Origin of the sequence: Streptomyces sp. NPDC006208 (genome assembly GCF_040613775.1) — a bacterium.
In the GTDB taxonomy this organism is placed as follows: Bacteria; Actinomycetota; Actinomycetes; order Streptomycetales; family Streptomycetaceae; genus Streptomyces.
Window position 1 is genome coordinate 109,847 of sequence record NZ_JBEXSW010000020.1, and the last position, 25,258, is coordinate 135,104.

19 protein-coding genes and 1 pseudogene are annotated in these 25,258 nt (G+C 69.7%); 9 read left to right on the forward strand and 11 right to left on the reverse strand.

The genetic code is table 11. The annotated features are described in order from the left end of the window. Positions 1 to 104 precede the first annotated feature (104 nt). Entirely contained in the window at positions 105 to 1,427 is a 1,323-nt protein-coding gene (gene mycP, locus ABZ208_RS18480) for a type VII secretion-associated serine protease mycosin (protein ID WP_356910541.1), read from the forward strand. 40 nt (positions 1,428 to 1,467) lie between these two features. Next, a pseudogene (locus tag ABZ208_RS18485) lies at positions 1,468 to 1,785 on the forward strand (SAM-dependent methyltransferase); the annotation flags it as partial. 70 nt (positions 1,786 to 1,855) lie between these two features. Here the strand turns inward: ABZ208_RS18485 and ABZ208_RS18490 are convergent. Both ABZ208_RS18490 and mgrA read right to left on the reverse strand, forming a co-directional pair. Beyond that, complete coding sequence (locus ABZ208_RS18490) at positions 1,856 to 3,025, reverse strand: winged helix DNA-binding domain-containing protein (protein WP_356910516.1); 1,170 nt, start codon at positions 3,023 to 3,025, stop codon at positions 1,856 to 1,858. A 376-nt stretch (positions 3,026 to 3,401) separates the two neighbouring features. Further along, positions 3,402 to 4,439: an L-glyceraldehyde 3-phosphate reductase gene (gene mgrA, locus ABZ208_RS18495; protein WP_356910517.1), complete on the reverse strand. Its 1,038-nt coding sequence runs from the start codon at positions 4,437 to 4,439 to the stop codon at positions 3,402 to 3,404. A gap of 108 nt (positions 4,440 to 4,547) precedes the next feature. Here mgrA and ABZ208_RS18500 point away from each other — a divergent pair, with 108 nt between their 5' ends. The 5 genes from ABZ208_RS18500 to ABZ208_RS18520 all read left to right on the forward strand — a co-directional run bounded on the left by ABZ208_RS18500 (position 4,548) and on the right by ABZ208_RS18520 (position 10,376). Continuing rightward, on the forward strand, positions 4,548 to 5,309 hold the full coding sequence (locus tag ABZ208_RS18500; RefSeq protein WP_328396998.1) for an isoprenyl transferase: 762 nt from the start codon (positions 4,548 to 4,550) through the stop codon (positions 5,307 to 5,309). Positions 5,310 to 5,696: 387 nt separating this feature from the next. Beyond that, positions 5,697 to 7,013, forward strand: coding sequence for a PhoH family protein (locus tag ABZ208_RS18505; protein ID WP_356910518.1), 1,317 nt, complete (start codon positions 5,697 to 5,699; stop codon positions 7,011 to 7,013). A 425-nt stretch (positions 7,014 to 7,438) separates the two neighbouring features. Next, positions 7,439 to 8,131: a transglycosylase SLT domain-containing protein gene (locus ABZ208_RS18510; protein WP_356910519.1), complete on the forward strand. Its 693-nt coding sequence runs from the start codon at positions 7,439 to 7,441 to the stop codon at positions 8,129 to 8,131. 113 nt (positions 8,132 to 8,244) lie between these two features. Continuing rightward, positions 8,245 to 9,576 (forward strand): AI-2E family transporter, encoded by a 1,332-nt coding sequence (locus ABZ208_RS18515; RefSeq protein WP_356910520.1) that lies wholly within the window; start codon positions 8,245 to 8,247, stop codon positions 9,574 to 9,576. Next, complete coding sequence (locus tag ABZ208_RS18520) at positions 9,573 to 10,376, forward strand: hypothetical protein (protein ID WP_356910521.1); 804 nt, start codon at positions 9,573 to 9,575, stop codon at positions 10,374 to 10,376. The genes ABZ208_RS18515 and ABZ208_RS18520 overlap by 4 nt, the downstream gene beginning before the upstream one ends. Positions 10,377 to 10,436: 60 nt before the next feature. On the opposite strand, the gene ABZ208_RS18525 is transcribed toward ABZ208_RS18520, so the two are convergent. Together ABZ208_RS18525 and ABZ208_RS18530 are read right to left on the reverse strand one after the other, a co-directional pair. Next, complete coding sequence (locus tag ABZ208_RS18525) at positions 10,437 to 10,970, reverse strand: alkyl hydroperoxide reductase (RefSeq protein WP_356910522.1); 534 nt, start codon at positions 10,968 to 10,970, stop codon at positions 10,437 to 10,439. A gap of 5 nt (positions 10,971 to 10,975) precedes the next feature. Then, positions 10,976 to 11,530 carry a peroxiredoxin gene (locus tag ABZ208_RS18530; protein ID WP_328396989.1) on the reverse strand — a complete coding sequence of 185 codons (555 nt, stop codon included), beginning with the start codon at positions 11,528 to 11,530 and terminating at the stop codon, positions 10,976 to 10,978. A 141-nt stretch (positions 11,531 to 11,671) separates the two neighbouring features. Between ABZ208_RS18530 and ABZ208_RS18535 the strand changes: the two genes are divergently transcribed. After that, a complete protein-coding gene (locus ABZ208_RS18535) occupies positions 11,672 to 12,652 on the forward strand; it encodes a hydrogen peroxide-inducible genes activator (protein WP_356910523.1) in 981 nt (326 codons plus the stop codon). A gap of 247 nt (positions 12,653 to 12,899) precedes the next feature. Here ABZ208_RS18535 and ABZ208_RS18540 read toward each other — a convergent pair whose 3' ends face one another. The 3 genes from ABZ208_RS18540 to ABZ208_RS18550 are packed head-to-tail and all read right to left on the reverse strand — an operon-like array spanning position 12,900 to position 16,425. Then, positions 12,900 to 15,221 (reverse strand): FtsX-like permease family protein, encoded by a 2,322-nt coding sequence (locus ABZ208_RS18540; RefSeq protein ID WP_356910524.1) that lies wholly within the window; start codon positions 15,219 to 15,221, stop codon positions 12,900 to 12,902. Further along, the gene (locus ABZ208_RS18545; RefSeq protein ID WP_356910525.1) at positions 15,218 to 15,904 is read right to left on the reverse strand and encodes an ABC transporter ATP-binding protein; all 687 of its coding nucleotides are present in this window, start codon (positions 15,902 to 15,904) and stop codon (positions 15,218 to 15,220) included. The genes ABZ208_RS18540 and ABZ208_RS18545 overlap by 4 nt, the downstream gene beginning before the upstream one ends. Next, a complete protein-coding gene (locus ABZ208_RS18550) occupies positions 15,901 to 16,425 on the reverse strand; it encodes a PadR family transcriptional regulator (protein WP_356910526.1) in 525 nt (174 codons plus the stop codon). Before ABZ208_RS18550 ends, ABZ208_RS18545 begins: the two co-directional genes overlap by 4 nt. A gap of 339 nt (positions 16,426 to 16,764) precedes the next feature. Here ABZ208_RS18550 and ABZ208_RS18555 point away from each other — a divergent pair, with 339 nt between their 5' ends. Then, positions 16,765 to 19,119 (forward strand): transglycosylase domain-containing protein, encoded by a 2,355-nt coding sequence (locus ABZ208_RS18555; RefSeq protein WP_356910527.1) that lies wholly within the window; start codon positions 16,765 to 16,767, stop codon positions 19,117 to 19,119. Between the two features lie 63 nt (positions 19,120 to 19,182). On the opposite strand, the gene ABZ208_RS18560 is transcribed toward ABZ208_RS18555, so the two are convergent. The 4 genes from ABZ208_RS18560 to ABZ208_RS18575 form a co-directional block, all read right to left on the reverse strand. Then, positions 19,183 to 20,646: a catalase gene (locus tag ABZ208_RS18560; protein WP_356910528.1), complete on the reverse strand. Its 1,464-nt coding sequence runs from the start codon at positions 20,644 to 20,646 to the stop codon at positions 19,183 to 19,185. 107 nt (positions 20,647 to 20,753) lie between these two features. Further along, positions 20,754 to 22,667 carry a SpoIIE family protein phosphatase gene (locus ABZ208_RS18565; protein WP_356910529.1) on the reverse strand — a complete coding sequence of 638 codons (1,914 nt, stop codon included), beginning with the start codon at positions 22,665 to 22,667 and terminating at the stop codon, positions 20,754 to 20,756. Between the two features lie 352 nt (positions 22,668 to 23,019). Next, positions 23,020 to 23,697 carry a DUF402 domain-containing protein gene (locus ABZ208_RS18570; RefSeq protein ID WP_356910530.1) on the reverse strand — a complete coding sequence of 226 codons (678 nt, stop codon included), beginning with the start codon at positions 23,695 to 23,697 and terminating at the stop codon, positions 23,020 to 23,022. A 69-nt stretch (positions 23,698 to 23,766) separates the two neighbouring features. Next, complete coding sequence (locus tag ABZ208_RS18575) at positions 23,767 to 25,161, reverse strand: class II fumarate hydratase (protein WP_356910531.1); 1,395 nt, start codon at positions 25,159 to 25,161, stop codon at positions 23,767 to 23,769. Positions 25,162 to 25,258 lie beyond the last annotated feature (97 nt).

A 25,258-nucleotide genomic window follows, 5' to 3' on the forward strand; every position in this document is an offset into this window, starting at 1 on the left:
GCCCGACTACCTTGCCGAGGGCGAGGAGACATGGAGGCAGCGCGGCCGCCGTGCTGTGCCCCCGGTCATCGACTGACCATGCCACCATGGGTGAGAGGTACGAGATGCAGACCAGCAGCAGGCGAGTCGCCAGGCTTCGCCACGCCCTGTCGGCGGCCGTGGGTGGCCTGATGGTGGTCTGCGTCGCTGCGGCACCGGCTCATGCCGTGACCGTGCGTGAGCGACAGTGGCATCTCGACGCGATGCACGCCGAGGAGATGTGGGAGACCACGACCGGGCGTGGCATCACGGTCGCTGTCATCGACTCCGGTGTCGACAAGACCGTGGCGGACCTGCGTGGCCAGGTTCTGGACGGCATGGACTACTCAGGTCAGGGCGGAGACGAGAAGACGGACCAGGCGGGTCACGGCACCGGTATGGCTGCGCTGATCGCGGCAACCGGGGCCCGTGGAAGGGTCAACGGATCGTACGGTCTGGCTCCTGGGGTAAAGGTCCTGCCCGTCAAGATGCCGTACGCCACCGATGGCTTTCGAACGAAGAGCTCGCGAGCGAGTTACTCGGCTGCCATGGTGAAGGCCATCAGGTTTGCGGCCGACTCCAACGCCCGGGTGATCAATGTTTCCATGGGCAGCCCGAACACTTCCGGAATGAAGAATGTCGGCACGCCAGAGTTGGATGCTGCCGTGAAGTATGCCCTCGGGAAGGGCAAGCTGATCTTTGCCGCGGCGGGCAACGACGGCGACATCACCAACGCAGCCGAGTATCCGGCCGCGACCCCGGGCGTCGTGGGTGTGGCGGCAGTGGACGACAAGGCCAAGCCCCTCAAGGATTCCCAGTGGGGCCCTCAGGTCGATCTTGCCGCACCAGGCAAGGATTTGATCAGGGCCTGTGCCGGAGGGACGCAGCTCTGCGGAGGAAGCGGCACCAGCGGCGCATCCGCCCTCGCCTCCGCCTCCGCCGCCCTCATCTGGTCCCAGCACCCCGACTGGACCAACAACCAGGTCCTCCGTGTCCTGATGCGGACCGCCGGCGGCAATGACAAGGGGCTCGGCCGCGACGACGTCGTCGGTTACGGCGTCGTCCGCCCGCGCATCGCCCTGAAGAACCCGGGCGACCCCGGACCCGCCGGCACGTACCCGATCCCCGGCTTCAGCTACGACGACGCCAGGTCCCCTTCCCCTGAGCCTTCCCAGCAGAAGACCGCAGGCGACCGGGCGACGATCGCGCCCTCTGCATCGAGTGACGACGGCAACGCGACCGGACTGTGGATCGCCGGGGGAAGCGGCGCCGCTGTCGTGCTCGGCGCTGCCGTCGCCGCCCCCGTGGTCCGCAGCCGCAGCCGCAGCCGCAGCCGCAGCCGCCGCGACGCCGCATCTGCACCCGGATTCCCGGCCCCGCCCCAGCGCGGAGACCACCCGCACTTCTGAACAGAAGAAGCCGGTCGACCTCACCGAAGCCCTCGCCTCCTTCGACGGACTCGTCGCCGAGGCGGACACCGTCAGCCTCGACGGCTGGGACTTCTCCTGGCTGGACGGGAGGGCGACCGAGCAGGGCCCCTCCTGGGGGTATGCCCGCTCGATCGGCGAGCGTGCGGGTCGTGCCACGGCTGCGCTCGATCTCCGGACGGGCCGCGGTGAAGTCCTCGCCTCCGTACCGGTCCTGCCCCGGACGACCGCGGCCACGGGGGCCTGGCCGCCGAACGTCGCGCGGGCGACCGCACTGCTGCGCCCACGTGGCGTCGTGGTCGTGGCGCACGAGGAGGGCCAGCCGCTGCCGTTCGCGGACCGAGGCGTTCGCCGCCGCCACGACCCGGTTCCTGACCGAGGCGGTCAAACCCGGGTAGCCGCGGGGCTCTTCAGGCGTGCGGGCCGACCGTCACCTTGCCCACCGTCAACTCCACCTTTCCTTCGAGGATCTCGCCCACGCGCTCCGCCTGCTCAGCCAGCTCACCGCGCGCTTCCGCCGAGTCCAGGGCGGCGCCGATCGGCTCGACCGTCACCGCGATGCGCTTGCCGGCGCGACGCTGGTGCCACACACCTGCGACCACGCCGTCGGCCAGCACCACCGGGTAGTTGCCGGCCTGGCCTCCCGAGAGGGCGCGACCGTACGCCGCGCCCGGGAACAGGCGCTCCCGCGGCTGCGAGGCGATGACGAACGCGTCGAAGTACGGCAGCAGTCGCACACCTCGTGGCGGCGCGGCGGGGAACTCGGTGTCACCGGCGGCGACCCAGGCCCGCTCGCCGACGGACGCCACCTCCTCGATCCGCCCCTCGTCCGCGAGCGCCGCGAACAGGTCACCGGCCCAGCCCTTCGGCGCGGCCAGCCACTTCGCGAAGTGCTGCGGACCGGCCGGACCGTACGCGTACAGATAGCGGTGTACGAGTTCGGCGAGCGCGACCGGGCCGGCCATCGGCGTGACGCCGGGACCGGTGAAGGTGACCTTGCGGCCGCGGTTGGGGCCGAAGGCGAGCACGCCGCGGTGCGCGGCCGTGTGCATGACCTGCCGCCAGCGCGGCCACTTGTCCTGGAAGGCCTCCATCACCCGGTCCCCGGCCCATGAGCCGGTGCGCGCCATGATCTCGTCGGTCAGCTCGTCCACAGTCAGCGCGGCGCCGTCGAGCGCCTCCCCGATGGCCGCCACGACCTGGTCGGTCTGCTCCTCGGTCATCCCCTGTCCCGCGGGCATCGGACGGGGGCCGGCCGGAATCGCGGACAGTGCGCCCGTCCACAGTGGCAGATCGGCAGCGGGCAGCAGATGGACGGTCCCGCGCGGCCCGAACGTCTTCACCAGAGTGCGGTCCGTCCACAGCGCCTCGCGTACCGCCTGACGGGTGGGGGCGTTCTCGAGCCGGAGGGCGAGGGACAGCTCGGCCGCGGACAGCACCTGGGCATGCGCGCCGAGCATCGCGACGGCCATCTCGGCGGGGGAGCTCCGGGCGGGGCGGGCCAAACCCTGTCGTATCAGCCGCCGCGCGTTGGCTTCGTTCCATGTCACATGGGGCGTCGTTGCACCGGAGGTCGCCATGCGCCCGACTCTAGGCTCCATACAGGCCAGAACCTGTCCGCATTCGGCCATCTGCGTGCACGATCTCGCACGCGGGCCGATGATCTGACGGCTCCTCATGGTGAGGCGTCAATGCGGCGCCGCCGGCCTGGGGTCCCCCGTGGGAGGTACACGAATGCACCCGGAGCGTGCTCGCGCACCGCAGGAATGCCGGGGAGGGGCCGTCGTACGCCGCATTCGGAGCGTAGTTGTGGCATGGCGCGGCACCCAGCACCTCTTACGAAGGGTTATGGTGGAAACCCCCCCTCGGGCCGGTCCGTATCCCCCCCACGGACCGGCCCGTTTTTCGTTCCCGGGCCGTTCTTGCGCCCTTCCTGCGCCCTTCCCGCTCTCGCGGTCAGCCGCGCGCGGCCCAGATGTTGGTGCCCGCGGTGTCCACGGCGAAGGTGTCGATCTCCTTCAACTCCGCGTCGCTCAGCGGCGGTCCGCCCAGTGCCGCGACGTTCTCCTCCAGCTGCTGCACGCTGGAGGCGCCGATCAGCGCGGAGGTCATCCGCGGATCGCGGAGCACCCATGCGAGTGCCAGCTGCGCGAGCGACTGCGCACGCTTGGCCGCGATGTCGTTCAGCCCCTTCAGACGCCGCAGGACCTCGCCGGACAGCAGGCCGGGGTCCAGTGACTTGCCCTGGGCGGCGCGCGAACCCTCCGGAATTCCGGTGAGGTACTTGCCGGTGAGCAGTCCCTGGGCGAGCGGCACGAAGGAGATGCAGCCCATGCCCGCGCTCTCCAGCGTGTCGAGGAGCCCGTCGTCCTCGATCCAGCGGTTGATCATCGAGTAGGACGGCTGGTTGATGAGGGCGGGGACGCCCATCTCCTTCAGCAGCCGGGCCGCCTCGGCACTCTGTTCCGCGTTGTACGACGAGATGCCCGCGTACAGCGCCTTGCCCTGCTGCACGGCGGAGGCCAGAGCGCCCATCGTCTCCTCGAGCGGAGTGTCCGGGTCGAAGCGGTGCGAGTAGAAGATGTCGACGTAGTCGAGGCCCATCCGGCTCAGGGAGGCGTCGAGCGACGACAGCAGGTACTTGCGCGAACCCCACTCGCCGTAGGGGCCGGGGTGCATGAGATAGCCCGCTTTGGTCGAAATGAGCATTTCATCGCGGTATGGGGTGAAGTCCTGCGCAAAGATCTTGCCGAAATTGAGCTCGGCCGACCCCGGCGGCGGTCCGTAGTTGTTCGCCAGGTCGAAGTGGGTCACACCCAGGTCGAAGGCGCGGCGCAGGATCGCCCGCTGGGATTCCAGGCTGCGGTCGTCGCCGAAGTTGTGCCAGAGGCCGAGCGAGATCGCGGGCAGTTTGAGGCCGGAGTGGCCGCTGCGGCGGTACTCCATGGACTCGTAGCGGTCCGCATCTGCCCGGTAGAGGGATGATTCAGTCACGCTTCTCTCCTTATCACGGACTTGTGACAGGCCGGGTTGGGCCGCCGCGCCGGGAGCGCAGTACTGTGGCCGCCTCGGGGACTGCCGCATGGATGGGGTGCAAGAACAGTGAACCTGCGCGACCTGGTGTACGGGCTCTACGCACGCCGGGTGGAAGGCCGCCTCGACCATGCCCAGGTGCCCAAGCACATCGGAGTCATCCTCGACGGCAACCGTCGCTGGGCGAAGGCGTCCGGCGGCACGGCGGCCCAGGGCCACCAGGCCGGGGCCGACAAGATCTCCGAGCTGCTCGGCTGGTGTGCCGAGACGGACGTCGAGGTCGTCACGCTCTGGCTGCTGTCGACGGACAACCTCGACCGCCCCGAGGAGGAGCTCACCCCGCTCCTCGGCATCATCGAGAACACCGTGCGCAACCTGGCCGCCGACGGCCGCTGGCGCGTGCACCACGTGGGCACCCTCGACCTGCTGCCCGCCCACACCCAGTCCGTACTGAAGGGGGCCGAGCAGGCGACCGCCGCCGTCGACGGAATACTCGTGAACGTCGCCGTGGGCTACGGCGGGCGCCAGGAGATCGCAGACGCCGTCCGTTCCCTGCTCCTCGAGCACGCCGAGAAGGGCACGAGCTTCGAGGAGCTCGCCGAGATCATCGACGTGGAGCACATCTCCGAGCACCTCTACACCCGCGGTCAGCCCGACCCGGACCTCGTCATCCGCACCAGCGGCGAGCAGCGGCTGTCCGGATTCATGCTCTGGCAGAGCGCCCATTCCGAGTACTACTTCTGTGAAGTCTTCTGGCCCGCCTTCCGCAAGGTCGACTTCCTGCGTGCGCTGCGTGACTACGCTGCGCGCCACCGCCGCTACGGCTCCTAGCGCCGCCCGGCGGGTCTGGCTCTGCCACCTCGCCTCTTTTGCCGCGCCCCACGGACCCTCACCTGCCCCCGGCGCAGCGCGAGTCACGTTCCGTTCATCAATGCGTTGCCGTCAGCCGTTGCATGGCCGCACTTGTTCGAGGGAATATCCCAAGCAGGTCGACGTCCGATCCACGAACGTCGTATCTCAGTGAGCGGCCGATACCGCTCACCCGGGAGGCCCTTTGCATACGAAGGACTGCACCCCTGGTGCGGACCACGCGGAGGGCCGGCGCTCGGCCCGCGCACCGTGGCCTGAGCCCGGCCCGTCGCCCGCTTCGGCGCAGCGACACATGGCCCGCGATGACGCCGTCGCACCCCGACCTCGTCCGAGGGGGTACGTCCTTCCGTGGTGAACAGCACAAAGCGCCGCATGCCCGACAGGCGCACCTATGTTCTCGACACCAGCGTCCTGCTGGCCGATCCGAACGCCCTGAGCCGCTTCGACGAGCACGAGGTCGTGCTCCCGATCGTGGTGATCACGGAACTGGAGGCCAAGAGGCACCATCCGGAGCTCGGCTACTTCGCCCGTCAGGCACTGCGCCTGCTGGACGACTTCCGTATCCGGTTCGGCCGCCTCGACGCCCCCATCCCCATGGGCGACCTCGGCGGCACGCTGCGTGTGGAGCTCAACCACTCCGATCCCGGTGTCCTTCCGGCCGGCTTCAGACTGGGGGACAACGACTCACGGATTCTGGCGGTTGCCCGCAATCTGCAGGCCGAGGGGTACGACGTCACAGTCGTCTCCAAGGACCTGCCCCTGCGCATCAAGGCATCCTCGGTCGGTCTGCTCGCCGAGGAGTACCGCGCGGAGCTGGCCATCACCACGTCCGGATGGACCGGTATGGCCGAACTGCCCCTCTCTGCGGACCAGGTCGATCTGCTGTACGGCGAGGACACGCTGTATGTCCCGGAGGCCGCCGACCTGCCCGTGCACACCGGCCTCGTACTGCAGTCCGAGCGAGGCAAGGCGCTGGGCCGCGTCACGCCCGACGGCAATGTCCGGCTGGTGCGCGGTGACCGGGAGGCGTTCGGCATCCACGGCCGCAGCGCCGAGCAGCGCATCGCGCTCGACCTGTTGCTGGACCAGGAGGTCGGCATCGTCTCGCTGGGCGGCCGGGCCGGCACCGGCAAGTCGGCGCTGGCGCTGTGCGCCGGTCTCGAAGCGGTCCTGGAGCGCAGGCAGCATCAGAAGGTGATGGTCTTCCGGCCGCTGTACGCGGTCGGCGGACAGGAGCTCGGCTATCTGCCGGGCACCGAGGCCGAGAAGATGAGCCCCTGGGCGCAGGCGGTCTTCGACACGCTGTCCGCGGTGGCGGGCCGTGAAGTGATCGAGGAGGTGCTGGGCCGCGGCATGCTCGAGGTGCTGCCGCTCACCCATATCCGCGGCCGCTCGCTGCACGATGCGTTTGTCATCGTCGACGAGGCCCAGTCGCTGGAGCGGAACGTCCTGCTGACCGTTCTGTCCCGTATCGGGGCCAATTCCCGTGTCGTCCTGACCCATGATGTGGCGCAGCGCGACAATCTGCGGGTCGGGAGGTACGACGGAGTCGTCGCCGTGGTCGAGAAGTTGAAGGGGCATCCGCTCTTCGCGCATGTCACCCTCACCCGCTCCGAGCGTTCGCAGATCGCGGCACTGGTGACCGAAATGCTGGAGGAAGGGTAGATCTGGCCGGAATGAGCCAGGGGGCTCTTCCGGCAAACAGGACAAGTCGGTTGGCGCCGCCCGGCAAAGCGCAAGAGCGTAGCCGGGCGGCGCCGTGCTGTCCGCCGGTTTCCACAAAACCCCTGACACAAACAAGGTGTGAGCTTTCACACGCAGCGATGAATTGCCTTGCGGTGCCGCCTTCCGGCAGAGTCTTGCTTCCGTCAGGCCCCGCATGTGACACACCCGCACCTCCAGAGGTGCACCGCACCACACAACTCAAGACCCGCCGTCGCATGCCGCCCGCGAGCACCACGTGGCACTCCCGCAGGGGAGTTGCCCACCGGGCCCGTGCCTCCCGTGACCTAAGCATTGGGGAGGCCAGCGTCAGGGGCACGATCGCGCCCGCAAGGTCACCTATGCGGGCGGTGCTGGAAGGAAACCGTGTGAGCCGGATCTCGGTCCGGGGATTCGCGGTGGCGTCAGCCACTGCGGTCACCACCGTCGGCGCCGTAGTGGGCGTTGCGTCGGGCAGCACTCAGCCCGCGGGGGACAACCTCGAGGCGTCTGCCGCCGACGCGACACTCCTGGCAGACATACCCATGGGCGAGCAGGCCCAGGTGCAGGTGGCGTCCCTGGCGCAGCAGGCCGAAACGCAGGCTGCCCTCGCGGACAACGCCGCCAAGAAGTCTGCCGAGGAAGCGGCTCGCATCCAGGCCGCCAAGACCGCCGAGGCGAAGAAGGAAGCCGCCGAGGAGAAGGCGGAGCGTGAGCGCGAGGAGGCGGAGGCACGCGCCAACCGCACTGCCGTGCGCGACGCTTCGAGCTTCGCGACGCAGAGCTCCTACACCGTCGCCCAGGTACAGGCGATGGCCCGGCAGATGGTCCCTGCCGACCAGTTCCAGTGCTTCAGCAACATCGTGAACCACGAGTCGACCTGGAACTACCGCGCGCAGAACCCGTCGTCCGGCGCGTACGGTCTCGTCCAGGCGCTGCCGGGCTCCAAGATGGCCTCGGCCGGCGCGGACTGGCAGACCAACCCGGCCACCCAGATCAAGTGGGGCCTGAACTACATGGACAGCCGCTACGGCAGCCCCTGTGGCGCGTGGTCGTTCTGGCAGGCCAACCACTGGTACTAGACGCCGCGGACGCTCAACTTCCCGGAGCCCCTCACCGTCCTACGGTGAGGGGTTCCGTGCGTGTACGGTCAGTCGGAAACTCCCGGGGGAGTGACAGGGGGAGAGGGAGCATCATGTCGAAGGTTCCAGGCTGGCTCGGCCGAGTGGGCGCCGAGCTGACCCGGATGGGAGAACGCTGGGACGAGCGCCGCAAGGAGGCGGTCGAGGAGGGCGTGCCCGAGGTCCAGCCCCCCGCCCCGGACCGTGTGCCACCGCCGCCCGCGTACGCCCCCGCCGTGGCGGCCCGTCCGGATCCCGTCGCCGCGATCCCGTGGGGGATCCGCGTCGCGGCCGAGGCCGGCTGGCGGCTGCTCGTCCTGGCAGGCACGCTCTGGGTGTTGATGAGGGTCATCAGCGCCGTGCAGCTCGTGGTGCTGGCCTTCGTCGCGGCCCTGCTCGTGACGGCGATGCTCCAGCCCACCGTCGCCCGGCTCCGAAGGCTGGGCCTGCCGCGCGGGCTCGCCACCGCCGTGACGGCGATCGCCGGCTTCGCCGTCATGGGACTGGTCGGCTGGTTCGTCGTCTGGCAGGTCATGGACAACCTCGACAATCTCGCCGACCGTGTCAGGGACGGCATCGAGGAGCTCAAACGCTGGCTGCTGGACAGCCCGTTCCATGTCACCGAGAGCCAGATCAACGACATCGCCAAGAACCTCAGCGACACGATCGGTACCAACACCGAGGAGATCACGACCGCGGGTCTGCAGGGCGTGACCGTGATGGTCGAGATCCTCACCGGGATACTGCTGGCCATGTTCTCCACGCTCTTCCTGCTGTACGACGGCAAGCGCGTCTGGCAGTGGGTGCTGGGGCTCGTACCGGCCCAGGCCCGGGAGGGCGTTGCCGGTGCGGGACCGCGCGCCTGGCGCACTCTGACCGCGTATGTGCGCGGCACGGTGCTCGTGGCGCTGATCGACGCGATCTTCATCGGCCTCGGGATCTACTTCCTCGATGTGCCGCTGGCCGTGCCGCTCGCCGTGTTCATCTTCCTGTTCGCGTTCATCCCGCTCGTCGGCGCCGTGATCTCCGGGGCGCTCGCGGTCGTCGTCGCGCTGGTGACCCAGGGCGTGTTCACCGCGTTGATGGTGCTGCTCGTCGTCCTCGCCGTACAGCAGCTCGAGGGGCATGTGCTGCAGCCGTTCATCCTCGGGCGCGCGGTCCGGGTGCATCCGCTGGCCGTGGTGCTCGCCGTCGCGGCGGGTGGCCTGACCGCCGGGATCGGCGGCGCGGTGGTGGCCGTACCGCTGGTGGCCGTGACCAACACGGTCGTCGGTTATCTGCGCGCCTACGGCAAGGAACAGGCGCTGCGGTACTCGCCGCAGCCGCACGGTGCGACGGCGACCGACGCCGCACCGGCAACAGGACCGGCGCCGGGCGCCCGTCCGAAGACGGAGGAGCAGGAGTGATATCCGAACCGGAGTTGGTGGGGGAGCAACCGTTCGGGGCCGCCGAGCTTCCCGGCCCGCGGTCCGCCACGACGGCGGACGGCGGCAGCGGCAGCACCGAGACGGTGGGGGACGACGGCGACGCACGTCCGGGCGGGGGCCCGGGCGGACGGCGGGCGCCGGGCCCGGCCTGGCTCTGGGCGCTCGGCGGTGCGGTGGTCGCGTCGGCGGTGTGGGCCGGCGGGCTGTACGCGTACGGAACGCCGGACCCGGACCTGGGCGGATACCGGGCGAGCAAGGATCTGTGCGAGGACGCGAAGCTGGCGTCCCTGACCTCGGAACTCGGCGCGATGCACTCGAAGTCGCCCGCGTCGTCGAACCACCAGAGCCTGAGCAAGGCGAGCTGCTACGCCGACCTGGGGGAGGAAGAGGAAGTGCCGGTCGATCTCGGCGACGACGCCTACGAGGGGCAGCCGGCGAGCGTCTGGGTGGAGTACGTGCTCCACAAGAAGACCGACCCGGGGCCGGAGTTCGAAGCCGCGGTGAGGGCGGAGCACTTCTTCCCGGGATCCGACCTCAAGATCGAGGACGTGCAGGGACTGGGCGAGCGTGCCCTGGTCGTCAAGGACGGGCCCGACGGAGACCCGACCATGCATGTGCTGGACGGCCAGGCGGTTTTCGCTCTCCACGCGTCTGCCGGATATGAGGGCGACCTGGACGGCGAGGACGGCGAGGACGGTGGGGACGCGGAGGACCTGTCGGGGATCACGCCCTTGATGGTCAACGACATGCGGTCCCTCATGGCCGAGCTTAAGAAGTGAACGAAAGGGGCCCTGCCCACTCCGGTCCGGAGTGGGCAGGGCCCCCCTTTCGTACCTGCCTTACTCGGCCAGGACGGCTTCCGCGTCCAGCGTCGTGCCCACGGCCTGGATCACCGAGGCGATCTTGACGGCCTCCTGGATCGTCTCGCGGTCGACGCCGGCCTTGCGCAGCACCTGCTCGTGCGAGTCCAGGCACTGCCCGCAGCCGTTGATCGCGGAGACGGCCAGCGACCACAGCTCGAAGTCGACCTTCTCCACGCCCGGGTTACCGATGACGTTCATCCGCAGACCGGCGCGCAGCGTCCCGTACTCCGGGTCCGACAGCAGGTGCCGGGTCCGGTAGAAGACGTTGTTCATCGCCATGATCGCGGCGGCGGACTTGGCGGCGGTGTACGCCTCCGGGGAGAGGTTGGCCTTGGCCTCCGGCTCCAGCTCCTTGAGCACCTTCGGCGAGCGCGACGCGATCGCGCAGGCCAGCACGGTGCCCCACAGCTGCTGCTGCGGAAGGTCGCTGTTGCCGATGACCGAACCGAGGTTCAGCTTCAGGTCCTTGGCGAAGTCCGGTACGGCGGACTTCAGTTCATCCAGAGCCATCCCGGTCACTCGCCCGAGAGCAGCTTGACCGGGTCCAGGGTGTTCTCGCCCTTGGTCCAGTTGCACGGGCACAGCTCGTCGGTCTGCAGGGCGTCCAGAACCCGCAGGACCTCCTTGGGGTTACGGCCGACGGAGCCGGCGGTCACCATCGTGAACTGGATCTCGTTGTTCGGGTCGACGATGAAGACGGCGCGCTGGGCGAAGCCGTCCTCGCCCTCGATGCCGAGGTCGCGCATCAGCTCGTGCTTGGAGTCGGCCATCATCGGGAAGGGCAGGTCACGCAGGTCGGCGTGGTCCTTGCGCCAGGCGTGGTGGACGAACTCGGAGTCGCCGGAGAAGCCGAGGACCTGGGCGTCACGGTCGGCGAACTCGTCGTTCAGCTTGCCGAAAGCGGCGATCTCGGTCGGGCAGACGAAGGTGAAGTCCTTGGGCCACGCGAACACGACCTTCCACTTGCCCTCGTAGGACTTGTGGTTGATCTGCTCGAACTCCTCGCCGCTCTCGAGCGACACGCAGGCGGTCAGATCGAACGTGGGGAACTGGTCACCAACAGTGAGCACGCGCTCTCCTTGCAAAGTGGAAGTTTCCTTTTTGGGGACTTCCGCGGGGTTGGACAGATCGTGATCCTGGCACAGAGTGCATTGATCGGAGAAATAGCTAGACTTGGTCATCGTGATCGGAGGTGCTTATCAGTGGCGGGGATGACTGCTGGAACGAATACGGCGAACCGTGGCAAACAGCCCGGAAAGCAGCCCAGTCTGGCACAGCTGCGTGCCTTCGCCGCCGTGGCAGAGCATCTGCACTTCCGGGACGCAGCCACCGCAATCGGGATGAGTCAGCCCGCGCTGTCCGGAGCCGTGTCGGCGCTGGAGGAGGCACTGGGTGTCCAGCTGCTGGAGCGTACGACGCGCAAGGTGCTGCTGTCGCCCGCCGGGGAGCGGCTCGCGGTCCGTGCGAAGGCCGTCCTCGACGCGGTCGGGGAACTGCTGGAGGAGGCCGATGCGGTGCGGGCCCCGTTCACCGGCGTGCTGAGGCTGGGTGTGATCCCGACGGTCGCGCCCTATCTGCTGCCGAGCGTGCTGCGGCTGGTGCACGAGCGTTACCCGGAGCTGGACCTCCAAGTGCACGAGGAGCAGACCTCGTCGCTGCTGGAGGGACTGTCCGGCGGGCGGCTCGACCTGCTGCTGCTCGCGGTGCCGCTCGGGGTGCCGGGCGTGACCGAACTTCCCCTCTTCGACGAGGACTTCGTCCTCGTGACGGCGCAGGAGCACTGGCTCGGCGGCCGCCATGACATCCCGCGCGAGGCGCTGAAGGAGCTTCCGCTGCTGCTGCTCGACGAGGGGCACTGCCTGCGTGACCAGGCCCTCGACATCTGCCGCGAGGCGGGCCGCACGGAGGGCGCCCCGGTCACCACGACCGCGGCCGGCCTCTCGACGCTGGTCCAGCTGGTCGCGGGCGGGCTGGGCGTGACGCTTCTGCCGCGCACCGCCGTCCAGGTCGAGACGGGCCGCAACGACCGCCTGGTGACCGGGTACTTCACCGATCCGGCCCCCGCGCGCCGTGTCGCCCTGGCGATGCGCGCCGGGGCGGCCCGGCAGGGCGAGTTCGAGGAGTTCGCGGACGCCCTCAGGGAGGCCCTCGCGGGACTCCCGGTGCGGATGCTGTCCGCCTCAGGTACGTGAGGGTGTCCCGGGACCGGCGATGTCCGTAAAGCCGCGCTCGCTGCGGCAGACCGGGGCATCGCCCCGCGGTCGGCAGCGACCACGGGCCGCGGCAACTGTGCGGCGCGGTGGCTTGCGCGAGCACGGGCTGCACCGCGGTGCACGCGGTCGGGGGCACCGCCCTGTACGGGGGGAATCTGATCCCTCCTCATTTCGCACCACGGTGCGGTCCCTCCCCCAGGGAAGGACCGCACCGTGGGCGGGGACGCTACTCCGTCCGCAGACCCCCCGGCCGCATCATCCGCCACAGCGGCGGCAGGCTCAGCGCGGTCACGACGAGGACCACGGCCGCGCCGATGCCGGTCATCGCGGCCACGGAGCCCCAGTCGACGCTCACCGGACGGTTCACCATGCGCAGCAGGACCGCGCCGAGGGCGAGCCCGGTCGTACAGGCGAGGGCCAGGCCGAGCAGGATCGGGACGGCGGTCTGCCAGAGGACCGAGGCGCCGAGGGTGCGGCGGCGGGTGCCGAAGGCGACGAGCGCCGCGAGCAGCTTCCTGCGTTCCCGCAGCTGTTCCATCTGGGAGACGAAGAGGCTGGCCCCGATCAGCAGCAGCACCGCGGTCGAGCCGATCAGCAGGCCCCGCTGCACGGAGGCGAAGCGGTCGTTGACCTGGATCGCCCGCAGGGTCATCGGCACCAGCATCGGGTCGGCCTGGGCGATCGCGTTCCGGGCGTGTTCGACGGCGTCGGGCACGCCCTCGTCCAGGGTGACGTAGGTGGTGTGGCTGAGGCTGTCCCCGGCGAGCTCGGGCAGCGCGGACGGGGTGGCGATGATGCCGCCGCGCGCGTAGCCGGTGGGGTCGTGGCGAACGTCCACGGTGGGGGCGTCCGCCGGCACCGTCCAGGCGACCGCCTCGCGCCGTGCGTCGTCGTCGGTGAGCGGGTTGAGGAAGCCCTTCTGGCCGGGCTTCGTGCTGGGCCCGGCGTCGGACAGCTTCGGGTCCGGCCGGAGCAGGAACACGTCCCCCTCCTCGCACGTGCTGAGCCGGGCGATCTCCCGCAGTGAGACGCAGTCGGCGACGGTGAGCGGGACGAACGAGTCGGGGTTGCGGGCCTTGTCGCCGAGTTCCGTCGAGGCGAGGGACACGGCGTGCTTCACGCCCGACGCGGAGGAGATGTGCTCGACGATCTTCGGCATCCTGGAGCCCGCCACCTGGGAGGGCGCGAGCACCTGGAGCTGCGCGCGTTCGAGGTCGGCGCCCGTGGGCTTGGTGTACTGGCTCTCCACACCGGTGAACAGGGACTGCAGAGCGATCGCCCCGGCCACCGCCACGGCGATGCCGTTGACCGGGCGGACGGCGATGCCATTGCCCAGCTGGAGGCGGCGGACGGCGAGCTGCCAGGAGACGGAGCCGCCGCCGAGCCGGGTCACGGCGAACTCGACCAGCCAGGGCAGCAGGGCCGTGATGCCGACGAGGAGCAGGACCACGCCCCCGGTGACCTGCCACTGGTTGAACTGCTCGTCCTCGTCCTGCCCGATCATCGGGTAGAGGAGCGCCAGACCGGCCAGCGGCATCAGCAGCCGCCACCACAGCCGCCGCCGCGGGGGCCTGGAGACGCGGACCACGCCCAGCGGTTCGATGACGACGCCGCGCATCGTGAAGAGCGTGACGGCGACGGAGGCGACGGGCACGGCCACGGCGACGAGAAGGGTGAGCGTCGGGCTCGGGTTGAGGTCCGAGGGGTAGATCCCGGTCTCCAGGATGCCGACCCGGTCGACCAGTTGGCGTCCGGCGAAGAAGAGGGCGAGCCCGACGAGCAGTCCGAGCACGGCGCCGGCCAGCGCCTCGCCCGCCGCGATCCTGCGGGTCGTCGCCCCGTCCGCGCCGACCAGCCGCAGTGCGGCCAGCCGCCGGTCGCGGCGTTCGCCGCCGAAGCGGACCGCGGCGGCGATGAAGACGGCCACGGGAAGCAGCAGCACGACGAAGATGATCAGGACGAGCAGCAGGAGGACGGGGTCCCAGGGCTCCTTCGGCGGCGCGTCACCGAAGCCGTTGATCTGCTGGACGAAGTCCTCGCCCGCCTCGATGGTGCTGCTGCCGGCGTAGTACGCCAGTTCGTTGGGGCCGATCAGGCCCTCTTCCGCGATGGTGCCGACGTTCTTGTACGGCAGGCGGGGCTTCAGCAGCCTGCCCTCGGAGGAGTCGAGGAGCGCGGCGAGTGCCGGGGAGACCATCATCTCGCCGGTGCCGGGGAAGCGGGTCAGCCCGGGAGGCAGCGGGGCCTCGTCGCCCTGCGGGCGTACGAGCCGGCTCACGACGTTCCGCTCGTGGAAGGTGCTGTCGTTCTGGGTGATGAGCAGGGTGTCGTCGCCGGCCTGCTCGGCCACGGTGTAGGTGTTGCGGGTGTCGGCCCGGTCCGTACGGGCCTCGATGGCACTGGGGATGGCGGTGGTGAAGAGCAGCAGGGCCACGCCGAGGCCGACTCCGACGGCGGTCAGCAGGGTCCGTGCCCACCCCTCCCGGCCCCCGGTCACGGAGAACTTGGCGCCCATGAGCAGGTCCCGCGGCCAGGTCCGGGCGCTCATACGACGCGCTCCATGTCCCGGGACTTTCCGTCGCGTACGACGATCTCGCGGTCGGAGTACGCGGCGACCCGGGCCTCGTGGGTGACGAGGACGACGGCGGCACTGCTGGACCGGGCCGCCTCGGTGAGCAGCTGCATGACGCGCTCGCCGTTGAGGGAGTCGAGGGCGCCGGTCGGCTCGTCGGCGAAGACCACGCGCGGTCCGGTGACGAGGGAACGGGCGACGGCGACGCGCTGGCCCTGGCCGCCGGAGACCTCGCCGGGACGCTTGGCGCCGAGGTCGTCGACCTCGAGGCGCTCCATCCAGGTGCGCGCGGTGCGCTCCGCCTCCTTGCGCTTCACGCCGTTCAGCCGCAGCGGCAGCGCCACGTTCTCGACGCAGGTGAGTTCGGGCACGAGCTGCCCGAACTGGAACACGAAGCCGAAGTCGCTGCGGCGCAGCGCGCTGCGTCCGGCGTCGTTCATCGTCGACAGCTCCCGGCCCGCGTAGGTGACGGAGCCCGCGTCGGGGGTGACGATCCCGGCGAGGCAGTGCAGGAGCGTCGACTTGCCGGACCCGGAGGGGCCCATGACGGCGACGACCTCGCCCGGGTGGATGGAGAACTCGGCGCCGTCCAGCGCGTTGGTGGGCCCGTAGGCCTTGCGCAGGCCGACGGCGGCGAGCAGCGAGCCGGCTGGGGTCATGGGTGGATCTCCTTGGCGAGCTGGTCGAGCCGGGCGGCGGTCAGTTCCAGCCAGCGCAGATCGGCTTCGAGATGGAACAGTGCGTGGTCGCAGATGAGCTGGTCGGCGAGGTCGCCGCGGCGCTTGCGGTCGGTGAGGATGCGCATCAGCCGAAGATGCTCGGCGCGCTGGGTGTCGAGCATCTCGGCCGCGCCCCGGCCGGTCAGCAGGGCGAGGACGACCTTGGTGTAGAGCGTCGACTGGAGATACGGCTCCGGTTTCTCCGGCTGCGCGAGCCACTGTGCGACATCGGTGATTCCGGCGTCGGTGATGGCGTACCGCTTGCGCTCGGGACCGCCGCCGGCCTCGATGCCTTCGACCTCGACGAGCCCGTTTTTCAGCAGCCGGGACATGGTCGAGTAGACCTGCCCGTAGTGGAGGGAGCGGTCGTGGCCGAACCGTTCGTCGAAGGCGCGCTTGAGGTCGTAGCCGTGGCGTGGACCGGATTCGAGGAGCCCGAGGAGTGCGTGACCGATGGACATGAGCGCCACACTACACACGATGTATACATCGCGTGTATACCTCGGGTGAATAGCTGCCCTGCGGATCTTCCGGCGGGGCTGCGCCCGTCACGGCCGCCACGCGCCTACCCGGCGAACACGTAATACTTCCCCGCTCCTCGCAACCCTGTGCGCCTCTCGTGAGTCGGTTCCATCAGACGGGGTGCTGATTGTCACGTCCGGAAAAGGATGGATCGATACCCCTTTGTCTGCGTAACCGGTGTTAACTTTCTGAGCTGATTCCGGACACCAGGCAGAGGTCCGGCGAACCACGACACACGGGCGACCGACGCAGAGACGAAGAGCGGAGCAACGAATCCGATGGGCCGAGCGGAAGCGCGACAGGCGGTCCGGCAGCGCGGTGCGCGCCGGGCGGGAAAGACGGCGCCCACGGGCATACGCCGGTTCTTCACCTGGAGGAAGCTGCTCGGCACCTTCTTCGGGATCTGCCTGCTGGTGATGGGCGCGTTCTTCGTGATCTATCTGCTTGTCCCGGTGCCCAATCCGAACGAGCAGGCCGAGAAGCAGAGCAACATCTACAAGTTCAGCGACGGCAAGATCCTCACCCGAGACGGCGAGGTCAACCGTGAGATCGTCGGGCTCGAGAAGATTCCCGAGGAAGTCAAGTACACCTTTGTCGCGGCCGAGAACAAGGGCTTCTTCCAGGACTCCGGTGTCGACTTCAAGGGCACCGCTCGCGGCCTGATGAACACGCTCAGCGGCAAGGGCAAGCAGGGTGGCTCGACCATCACCCAGCAGTACGTCAAGAACTACTACCTGAACCAGGACCAGACGGTCACCCGCAAGCTCAAGGAGCTGGTGATCTCGCTGAAGGTGGATCAGAAGAAGAGCAAGAACGAGATCCTCGCCGGGTACATCAACACCAGCTACTACGGCCGGGGCGCCTACGGCATCCAGGCCGCGGCCCAGGCGTACTACGGCGTCGACGCGGCCGACCTGAATGTCGCCCAGGGCGCGTACCTTGCAGCTGTCCTCCAGGCCCCCAGCCAGTACGACTGGGCGGTCGCCTCCGACACCGGCAGGAAGCTGGTGACGGAGCGCTGGAACTACGTCCTCGACAACATGGTCGAGGAGGAGTGGCTCGACCAAGGCAAGCGCGCGGGTCTGAAGTTCCCCGCCCCCAAGGCGCCGAAGGCCGCCCCCGGCATGGAGGGCCAGACCGGCTACCTCGTCGAGGCCGCCAACCGTGAGCTGGCCCGGCAGGGCCTGAACGAGGAGGACCTGCAGGCCGGCGGCTGGACGATCACCCTCAACATCGACTCCAAGCGCCAGAAGGCACTGGAGAAGGCCGTCGAGGGCCAGCTCGAGGACCAGCTGGACCGCAAGAACAACAAGACCGACGCCACGGTGCAGGCCGGCGCCACCTCGGTCGACCCCAAGACGGGCAAGGTCGTCGCCCTGTACGGCGGCGTGGACGCCACCAAGCACTGGCTCTCCAACGCCACCCGCTCCGACTACCAGCCCGCCTCGACGTTCAAGCCGATCGTGTTCGCCTCCGCGCTCGAGAACGATTCCGTGACGCAGGAGGGCCGTCCGATCGGCCTCAACACGGTCTACGACGGCACCAGCAAGCGCCCGGTGGTCGGCAGCGACACCCCGTTCGACCCGGAGAACGAGGACAACCGCAGCTACGGCCCGGTCACGGTCCAGCAGGCCCTCAACAAGTCGATCAACTCGGTCTTCGCCCAGATGATCGTCGACGTCGGCCCGGCCGATGCGAAGAAGACCGCACTCGACCTCGGGATGAAGGACGGCGACGGCTTCCCCGAGCGTCCCGCCATCACACTGGGCACGATGGGCGCCTCGACCTGGGACATGGCCGGCGTGTACGCCACGCTCGACAACCACGGCAAGAAGGTCACCCCGACGATCGTGGCCAAGGCCGAGCACAAGGACCGCCGGCTCGAGCCGGCGGACCCGATCGGCGACCGGGTGATCAGCCGTGAGGCGGCCGACACCGTGACCGCGGGGCTGACCGGCGTGGTGAAGTACGGCTCCGGCCAGGCCGCCAACACGAGCGCCTACCAGGCGGCGGGCAAGACCGGCACCTCGGAGAACAACAAGTCGGCCTGGTTCGCGGGATACACACCCGAACTGACCACGGTCGTCGCGCTGTTCGGCGAGTCGCCGAAGGAGGGCGGGGGGCAGGTGACGCTGACCGGCACCGCCAACTCCGGCCGCGCCAACGGCGGTGGCTTCCCGGCCAGGATCTGGGCGGACTACACGCTCGGCGCGCTGAACGGCGGCTCCGACGCGCAGTTCGACCTGGAGGTCGCGGAGAGCGTGAGCCCCGACCCGGACCCGGACCCGGCGCAGTCCGAGACCGAGACCGAGGAGACCGAGAGCCCCGACCCGACGCAGTCGCCCGGTACGGACACGGGCGGTACGGACACGGGCGGCACCGACACGGGTGGTACGGACACCGGTGGTACGGACACGGGTGGTACGGACACCGGTGGTACGGACACGGGCGGCACCGACACGGGCGGCACCGACACCGGTGGTACGGACACCGGGGGCACCGACACCGGTGGTACGGACACGGGCGGTACGGACACGGGTGGCACCGACACCGGTGGCACCGACACCGGCGGTACGAGCGGCACAACGACCGGCACGACGAACGGTGGCGTCCGGCCGCCCAAGCAGCCGTAGGGTCTGACCGTCCCGGCACAGGTAGGGCCCGGCGCATTCGCGCCGGGCCCTACCTGTGCCGGGTCAGCCGCCGTTCACCTTCTTGGCGATCCGGTCGCCGATCTCCTTGTCGATGGTGCGCCAGTACTCCAGAGCCCGGTCGAGCACCGGCTTGGTGACGCCGTCGAGCAGATGCCCGCCGACGTTCGACATCAGCCGCTCACGGGCCGCGTCGTCCAGGACCTTGCGGACCATCGTGCCCGGCTGGCCCCAGTCGTCGTCCTCGGCATGCAGCTTGTACGCCTCGCGCACCAGCTCGCCGGCGGCCGCCCAGCCCGCCGGTTCGCCGAACTGCTGGAAACCGGCCGCCGGCCCGCCGTACGAGTTCGGGGCGTAGGGCCTGGCCGCGTTCGCCGGCTCGTAGCGCATCGGGCCGTCCTTGGCGTACGAATTCACCTGCGAGCGCGCCCTGTTGGGCGGCAGCTGGGCGTAGTTCGGGCCGATCCGGTACCGGTGCGTGTCCGGGTAGGAGAACAGCCGCCCGAGCAGCATCTTGTCCGGCGAGGGCCCGATGCCGGGCACCATGTTCGACGGTTCGAAGGCGGCCTGCTCGATGTGGATGAAGTAGTCCTCCGGGTTCTTGTCGAGCGTCATCCGGCCCACGTCGATCAGGGGATAGTCGCTGTGCGGCCACACCTTGGTCAGGTCGAACGGGTTGAAGCGGTAGTCGGCCGCGTCCTCGAACGGCATGATCTGGACCTTGAGGGTCCACGACGGCGCGTTCCCGGACTCGATCGACTCCCACAGATCGCGGCGGTGCTTGTCCGCGTCCGCCCCGGCCAGCTCGTCCGCCTCGGCCTGGGTGAGGAAGTCGATGCCCTGGTCGGTCTTGAAGTGGTACTTCACCCAGAACCGCTCGCCGCCGGCGTTGATCCACATATAGGTGTGGGAGCCGTAGCCGTTCATATGGCGGTAGGTCTTCGGGATGCCGCGGTCGCCCATCAGCCACGTCACCATGTGCGCGGACTCGGGGGACAGCGTCCAGAAGTCCCACTGCATGTCGTTGCTCCGCAGCCCGGTGGCCGGATGCCGCTTCTGGGACCGGATGAAGTCCTGGAACTTGATGGTGTCGCGTACGAAGAAGACCGGCGTGTTGTTGCCGACCAGGTCGTAGTTGCCGTGCTCCGTGTAGAACTTCAGCGCGAAGCCACGCGGGTCGCGCCAGGTGTCGGGGGAGCCCTGTTCACCGGCGACCGTCGAGAAGCGGGCCAGCATCTCGGTGCGCCTGCCCGGCTGGAAGAGGTCGGCCCTGGTGAACTGGCTTACATCATTGATGACTTCGAAGGCGCCGTACGCACCCGCCCCCTTGGCGTGCACCACCCGCTCGGGAACCCGTTCACGGTTGAACTGGGCCATTTTCTCGATCAGATAGTGGTCCTGGAGCAGGATCGGACCGTCGGAACCCACGGTGAGCGAATGCTCGTCGCTCTCCACCGGGACGCCGGCGTTGTTCGTCGTGTACGGAGTACTGGGGGGTGACTCGGTCACAAGCGTCCTCCCGTCGTTCTGAGGGAATTCTGGTCGCTTCGGACGTCTGCCCCAGTCAACTCCGACGATGCGACGTCGGCAACATTTGGATGGATTCCAGAACTTTGTTACGTACGGGTAGGCAGCTCGAACCACACCACCTTGCCGGTGGAAAGCCGGGTCGCCCCCCATCGCCTGGCCAGCCGGTTCACCAGGAACAGCCCGCGACCGCCCTCGTCGGTGTCCCGCGCCCGCCGCTGCCTGGGCAGCTGCGGAGAGTCGTCACCGACCTCGCAGCGCAGCACGTCCGTCCGCAGCAGCCGCAGCGTCACCGGCCGCTCGGCGTACCGCACGGCGTTGGTCACCACCTCGCTGACCAGCAGCTCCACCGAGTCGCTCAGCTCCTCCATACCCCAGCGGGCCAGCGCACGACGGGCCAGCCTGCGCGCCCGGCTCGGGGCCGCGTCCTCCGGCTCCAGGAACCAGTAGGCGACATCGCTCGGCGCGATGCCGTCGAAACGGGCCGCGAGCAGCGCGATGTCGTCGTCCCGGTCGCCGGGGCCGAGCATGTCCAGCACGTCGTCGCAGAGGGCCTCCAGCGGCGGCGAGTGGTCCGGGCCGGTCAGCTGGGCGGTGGCGGCGAGCCGCTCCCGCAGCTGCTCGATTCCCGTCCACACATCGCGCAGCCGTGACTCCACCAGGCCGTCCGTGTACAGCAGGAGCGTGGCTCCGGCCGGGGCATCGAGCTCCACCGCCTCGAAGTCCACCCCGCCGACGCCGATGGGCGCGCCGGGCGGCACCCGCAGCACCTCGGCCCGTCCGCCCAGGTGCAGCAGGACCGGCGGCGGATGACCGGCGTTGGCGATGGTGATGCGGTGCGAGACCGGGTCGTAGACCGCGTACAGGCAGGTCGCCATCCGGTCGGTGCCGAGCCGCTGGGCCTGCTCGTCCAGATGGTGCAGCACCTCCTGGGGCGGCAGATCGAGCCCGGCCAGGGTCTGCGCGGTGGTACGCAGCTGGCCCATGATCGCCGCGCAGGTCATCGAGTGGCCCATGACATCGCCGACGACCAGTGCGACGCGGCTGCCCGGCAGCGGGATGGCGTCGTACCAGTCACCGCCGACCCGGGCGGTCTCGGCGGCCGGCAGATAGCGCGAGGCGAGCCGGACACCGGTCGGCTGGGGGAGCGAGTCGGGCAGCATGGTGCGCTGCAGCTCGTCGGCGATGTACGCCTCGCGGCCGTACAGCACGGCCTTGTCGATACCGAGCGCGGTGTGCGTCGCCAACTGGGCGGCGACCAGCAGGTCGTTGGGCTCGAAGGCGGGCCGGTCGGGACGGCGCAGGAACACTGCGGCGCCGATGACACGCCGGCGGCCGCGCAGCGGGGCCAGTATGGCCCGGTGGCCCAGGGGCACGGACCTGCCGTCGCCGAGCAGTTCGGGCAGCGCCGCCCGGGCGGCGGCCGAGTCGCCGAAGACGGGACGCACCCCGCGCAGCACCTCGGACAGGGCTCCGCCGGAACGCACCTCGCACAGCTCGGCGGCCGGGGCGATCTCGTGCTGGGAATCGAGGACCGGCAGGGCGGAGCCCACGGCCTGATCCGCGTCCTCACCGCTTAAACGGAGCCGGTCGGTGCGGCGCAGCCGCAGCACGAACGGTGAGACGGGGCGTTCGTCGCCGACGGGCAGGGGATCGCGCAGATAGACGAGGATCGCGTCCGAGAACGTCGGCACGGTCGCCCGGCACAGCCCGAGCACGATCTCGTCGAGGTCGATCCCGCGCGCGATCCGCCGGGTGGCGGCCCCGACGAACCGCAGCCGGTCACCTTCGCGGCGCGCGGTCCCGGCGATGTCCGGCGCGGGTGCCTGTGCCTGCACCTGGGGCTGTACCTGTCCCGCACGCGGCTGCGGCGGCGGCCCCGAGGGCGTGGCCGCCGCAGCGGCAGCCGCGGCCGCGGGCGCCTGGACCCGAGGCCGGGTGCGTTCCTGGGACCGGGCAGCCAGGGGCTGCCGGCCTTCGTGGGAGGTGGGATGCTCCGTCACGCGTGGGATTCCGTCCGTCCGGGCCGGTTGGGCGATGCAACCGCCTCGTGGGGCGGTATACCCGCTCTGCGGGCAGCCACGACAGGGTGGCGGGCATCCGGCACAGCTCCACCCCCAGTGTGAGACTCGTGATCTTTCGTTGTGACTTACGGTCGGTCAGTTCCCTGCGCTCAGTGCTCCTTCGTCCGGCGCAGCCTTGCGGACGACGATCCTACGTTTGACCCCAGGGGGCGCATCAAGAGTCTCACGACGTCATATGCGCCGGAGCGTGTTCCCCAACGGGAATCAGCCACTTCACTTCCGCCGCCCGGCCCGGCGCGCCCGGCCGGACGCGGTGTGCCGGGCGGCCGGATCAGGAAGCGAGCCGGGCCGGGGTCCGGTCCCAGTCCGCCGGGAGGTGGGGGACCGGCCAGGACGGGTCCGGGCGCCAGTGCTCCCAGCCGTCGCAGAACGGGGCCGTCCAGGACCCGATGGCCGCGACGGCCGCACGGCCTGCCTCCCGTACCCGTTCGGCCTTCGCCGCGTCCAGCAGGCCGACCTGCTGGGCCTGTGCGAACTCGTCCTCGTCCCGCCACAGCCAGCTGCGGTCCGGGTAGACCGAGATGTCGAGGAAGTGGTCCTCGGAGTCGATACCGCCCGCCCACCGGGTACGAGGCTCCTCGAGGTTGACGTACCAGCTCTTGAACCGCCAGCCCGGCTCCCAGAACAGCCACACCGACCACGGGTCACCCGGGCGGGCCAGCTTGAGGACGCCCGTACCGAACCAGCGGTCCCGGGTGGTCGTGCGCGGCGCCGTGTAGCGGGTGGCGAGCGGCTCCTCGTGCACCGGGGTGCCGTCGGCGAGTACCGGCTTCACGCACTCCGTCCCCGGGGCCATCCACACCGCCAGCACGTCGGCGGTGTCCTTCACGACGGTCACGGGGCGGCAGATGGTCAGGGCGCGGCCTTGCAGGTCCGGGGCATGGCCGCGGTAACGCCAGAGGATGTGGTCCCCTGCCGTCCAGCGTGCGAAGCGTTCCCTGCCTGTCATGCGCAGATCCTAGGTGCAGGGCCCCTCGACCCGCTGCGACCCACGTCACGGGATCCGTGCGGCCGGGGCTCAGGGATGCGTCATGCGCAGCACGTCCAGCGCCGCGTCCAGCTGTTCCAGGGTCAGCGCTCCACGCTCCACATAGCCGGACTCGAGGACGACCTCGCGGATCGTCTTCCGTTCGGCGAGCGACTTCTTGGCGACCTTCGCCGCCTCCTCGTAGCCGATGTACTTGTTGAGCGGGGTGACGACCGACGGCGAGGACTCCGCGTACTCACGGGCACGCTCGACATTGGCCGTGATGCCGTCGACGGTGCGGTCGGCCAGCAGACGCGAGGCGTTCGCCAGCAGCCGGACGGACTCCAGCACGTTCTTGGCGATCACCGGAAGCATCGCGTTCAGCTCGAAGTTCCCGGCCGCACCGGCCGCTGCGACCGTGGCGTCGTTGCCGGTCACCTGAGCCGTCACCATCAGGACGGCCTCGGGGATCACCGGGTTCACCTTGCCAGGCATGATCGAGGAGCCGGGCTGCAGATCGGGCAGGTTGATCTCGGCGAGGCCGGTGCGCGGGCCGGACGCCATCCAGCGGAGGTCATTGGCGATCTTGGTCAGCGAGACGGCGACCGTACGCAGCTGGCCGGACGCCTCCACCAGGCCGTCGCGTGCGCCCTGGGCCTCGAAGTGGTCCCGGGCCTCGGTCAGGGGCAGCCCGGTCGTGCGCGCCACCTCGGCGATGACCGCGGCCGCGAAACCGGGCGGGGTGTTGATGCCGGTGCCCACCGCGGTGCCGCCGAGGGGGAGTTCGGCGAGCCGGGGCAGGGACGATTTCAGCCGCTCGATCCCGTACCGGACCTGGGCCGCGTAGCCGCCGAACTCCTGGCCGAGGGTGACGGGGGTGGCGTCCATCAGATGCGTACGGCCGGACTTGACGACCGCCGCGAACTGGGCCGCCTTGCGCTCCAGCGCGGCCGCCAGATGCTCCAGCGCCGGGATCAGATCGCCGGTCACGGCCGCCGTCGCCGCGATGTGGATGGAGGAGGGGAAGACGTCGTTGGACGACTGCGAGGCATTCACGTGATCGTTCGGGTGCACCTCGCGGCCGAGCCGCTCGGTGGCGAGCGTCGCGATGACCTCGTTGGCGTTCATGTTCGACGAGGTGCCGGAGCCGGTCTGGAAGACGTCCACCGGGAAGTGCTCGTCCCAGCGGCCCTCGGCCACCTCGTCGGCCGCGTCGGCGACGGCGTCGGCGATGTCCTTGTCGAGCACGCCCAGTTGGGCGTTGACCTTGGCGGCGGCCGCCTTGACACGGGCCAGGGCCGCGATGTGCGAGCGCTCCAGGCGCTGCCCCGAGACGGGGAAGTTCTCCACGGCCCGCTGTGTCTGTGCGCGCCACTTGGCGTGGGCCGGGACCCGTACCTCGCCCATGGAGTCGTGCTCGATCCGGAACCCGCTCGCGTCGCTCATCGGTGTCGTACCTCCCAGAAAAGGTGAGCAGTTGTCTTGTTCCGTCTATTCCCATCTTCGCTACCCGCCAGTAAATACCCCGGGAAACCACATTCCG

What these genes read in the sequence shown, in the direction of transcription:
- ABZ208_RS18575 (WP_356910531.1), bottom strand. Translation starts at nt 25,161, where the DNA reads ATGAGCGACGCGAGCGGGTTCCGGATCGAGCACGACTCCATGGGCGAG.
- mycP (WP_356910541.1), top strand. Translation starts at nt 105, where the DNA reads ATGCAGACCAGCAGCAGGCGAGTCGCCAGGCTTCGCCACGCCCTGTCG.
- ABZ208_RS18550 (WP_356910526.1), bottom strand. Translation starts at nt 16,425, where the DNA reads ATGTCCATCGGTCACGCACTCCTCGGGCTCCTCGAATCCGGTCCACGC.
- ABZ208_RS18570 (WP_356910530.1), bottom strand. Translation starts at nt 23,697, where the DNA reads ATGACAGGCAGGGAACGCTTCGCACGCTGGACGGCAGGGGACCACATC.
- ABZ208_RS18545 (WP_356910525.1), bottom strand. Translation starts at nt 15,904, where the DNA reads ATGACCCCAGCCGGCTCGCTGCTCGCCGCCGTCGGCCTGCGCAAGGCC.
- ABZ208_RS18540 (WP_356910524.1), bottom strand. Translation starts at nt 15,221, where the DNA reads ATGAGCGCCCGGACCTGGCCGCGGGACCTGCTCATGGGCGCCAAGTTC.
- ABZ208_RS18535 (WP_356910523.1), top strand. Translation starts at nt 11,672, where the DNA reads ATGACTGCTGGAACGAATACGGCGAACCGTGGCAAACAGCCCGGAAAG.
- ABZ208_RS18515 (WP_356910520.1), top strand. Translation starts at nt 8,245, where the DNA reads ATGTCGAAGGTTCCAGGCTGGCTCGGCCGAGTGGGCGCCGAGCTGACC.
- ABZ208_RS18490 (WP_356910516.1), bottom strand. Translation starts at nt 3,025, where the DNA reads ATGGCGACCTCCGGTGCAACGACGCCCCATGTGACATGGAACGAAGCC.
- ABZ208_RS18555 (WP_356910527.1), top strand. Translation starts at nt 16,765, where the DNA reads ATGGGCCGAGCGGAAGCGCGACAGGCGGTCCGGCAGCGCGGTGCGCGC.
- ABZ208_RS18525 (WP_356910522.1), bottom strand. Translation starts at nt 10,970, where the DNA reads ATGGCTCTGGATGAACTGAAGTCCGCCGTACCGGACTTCGCCAAGGAC.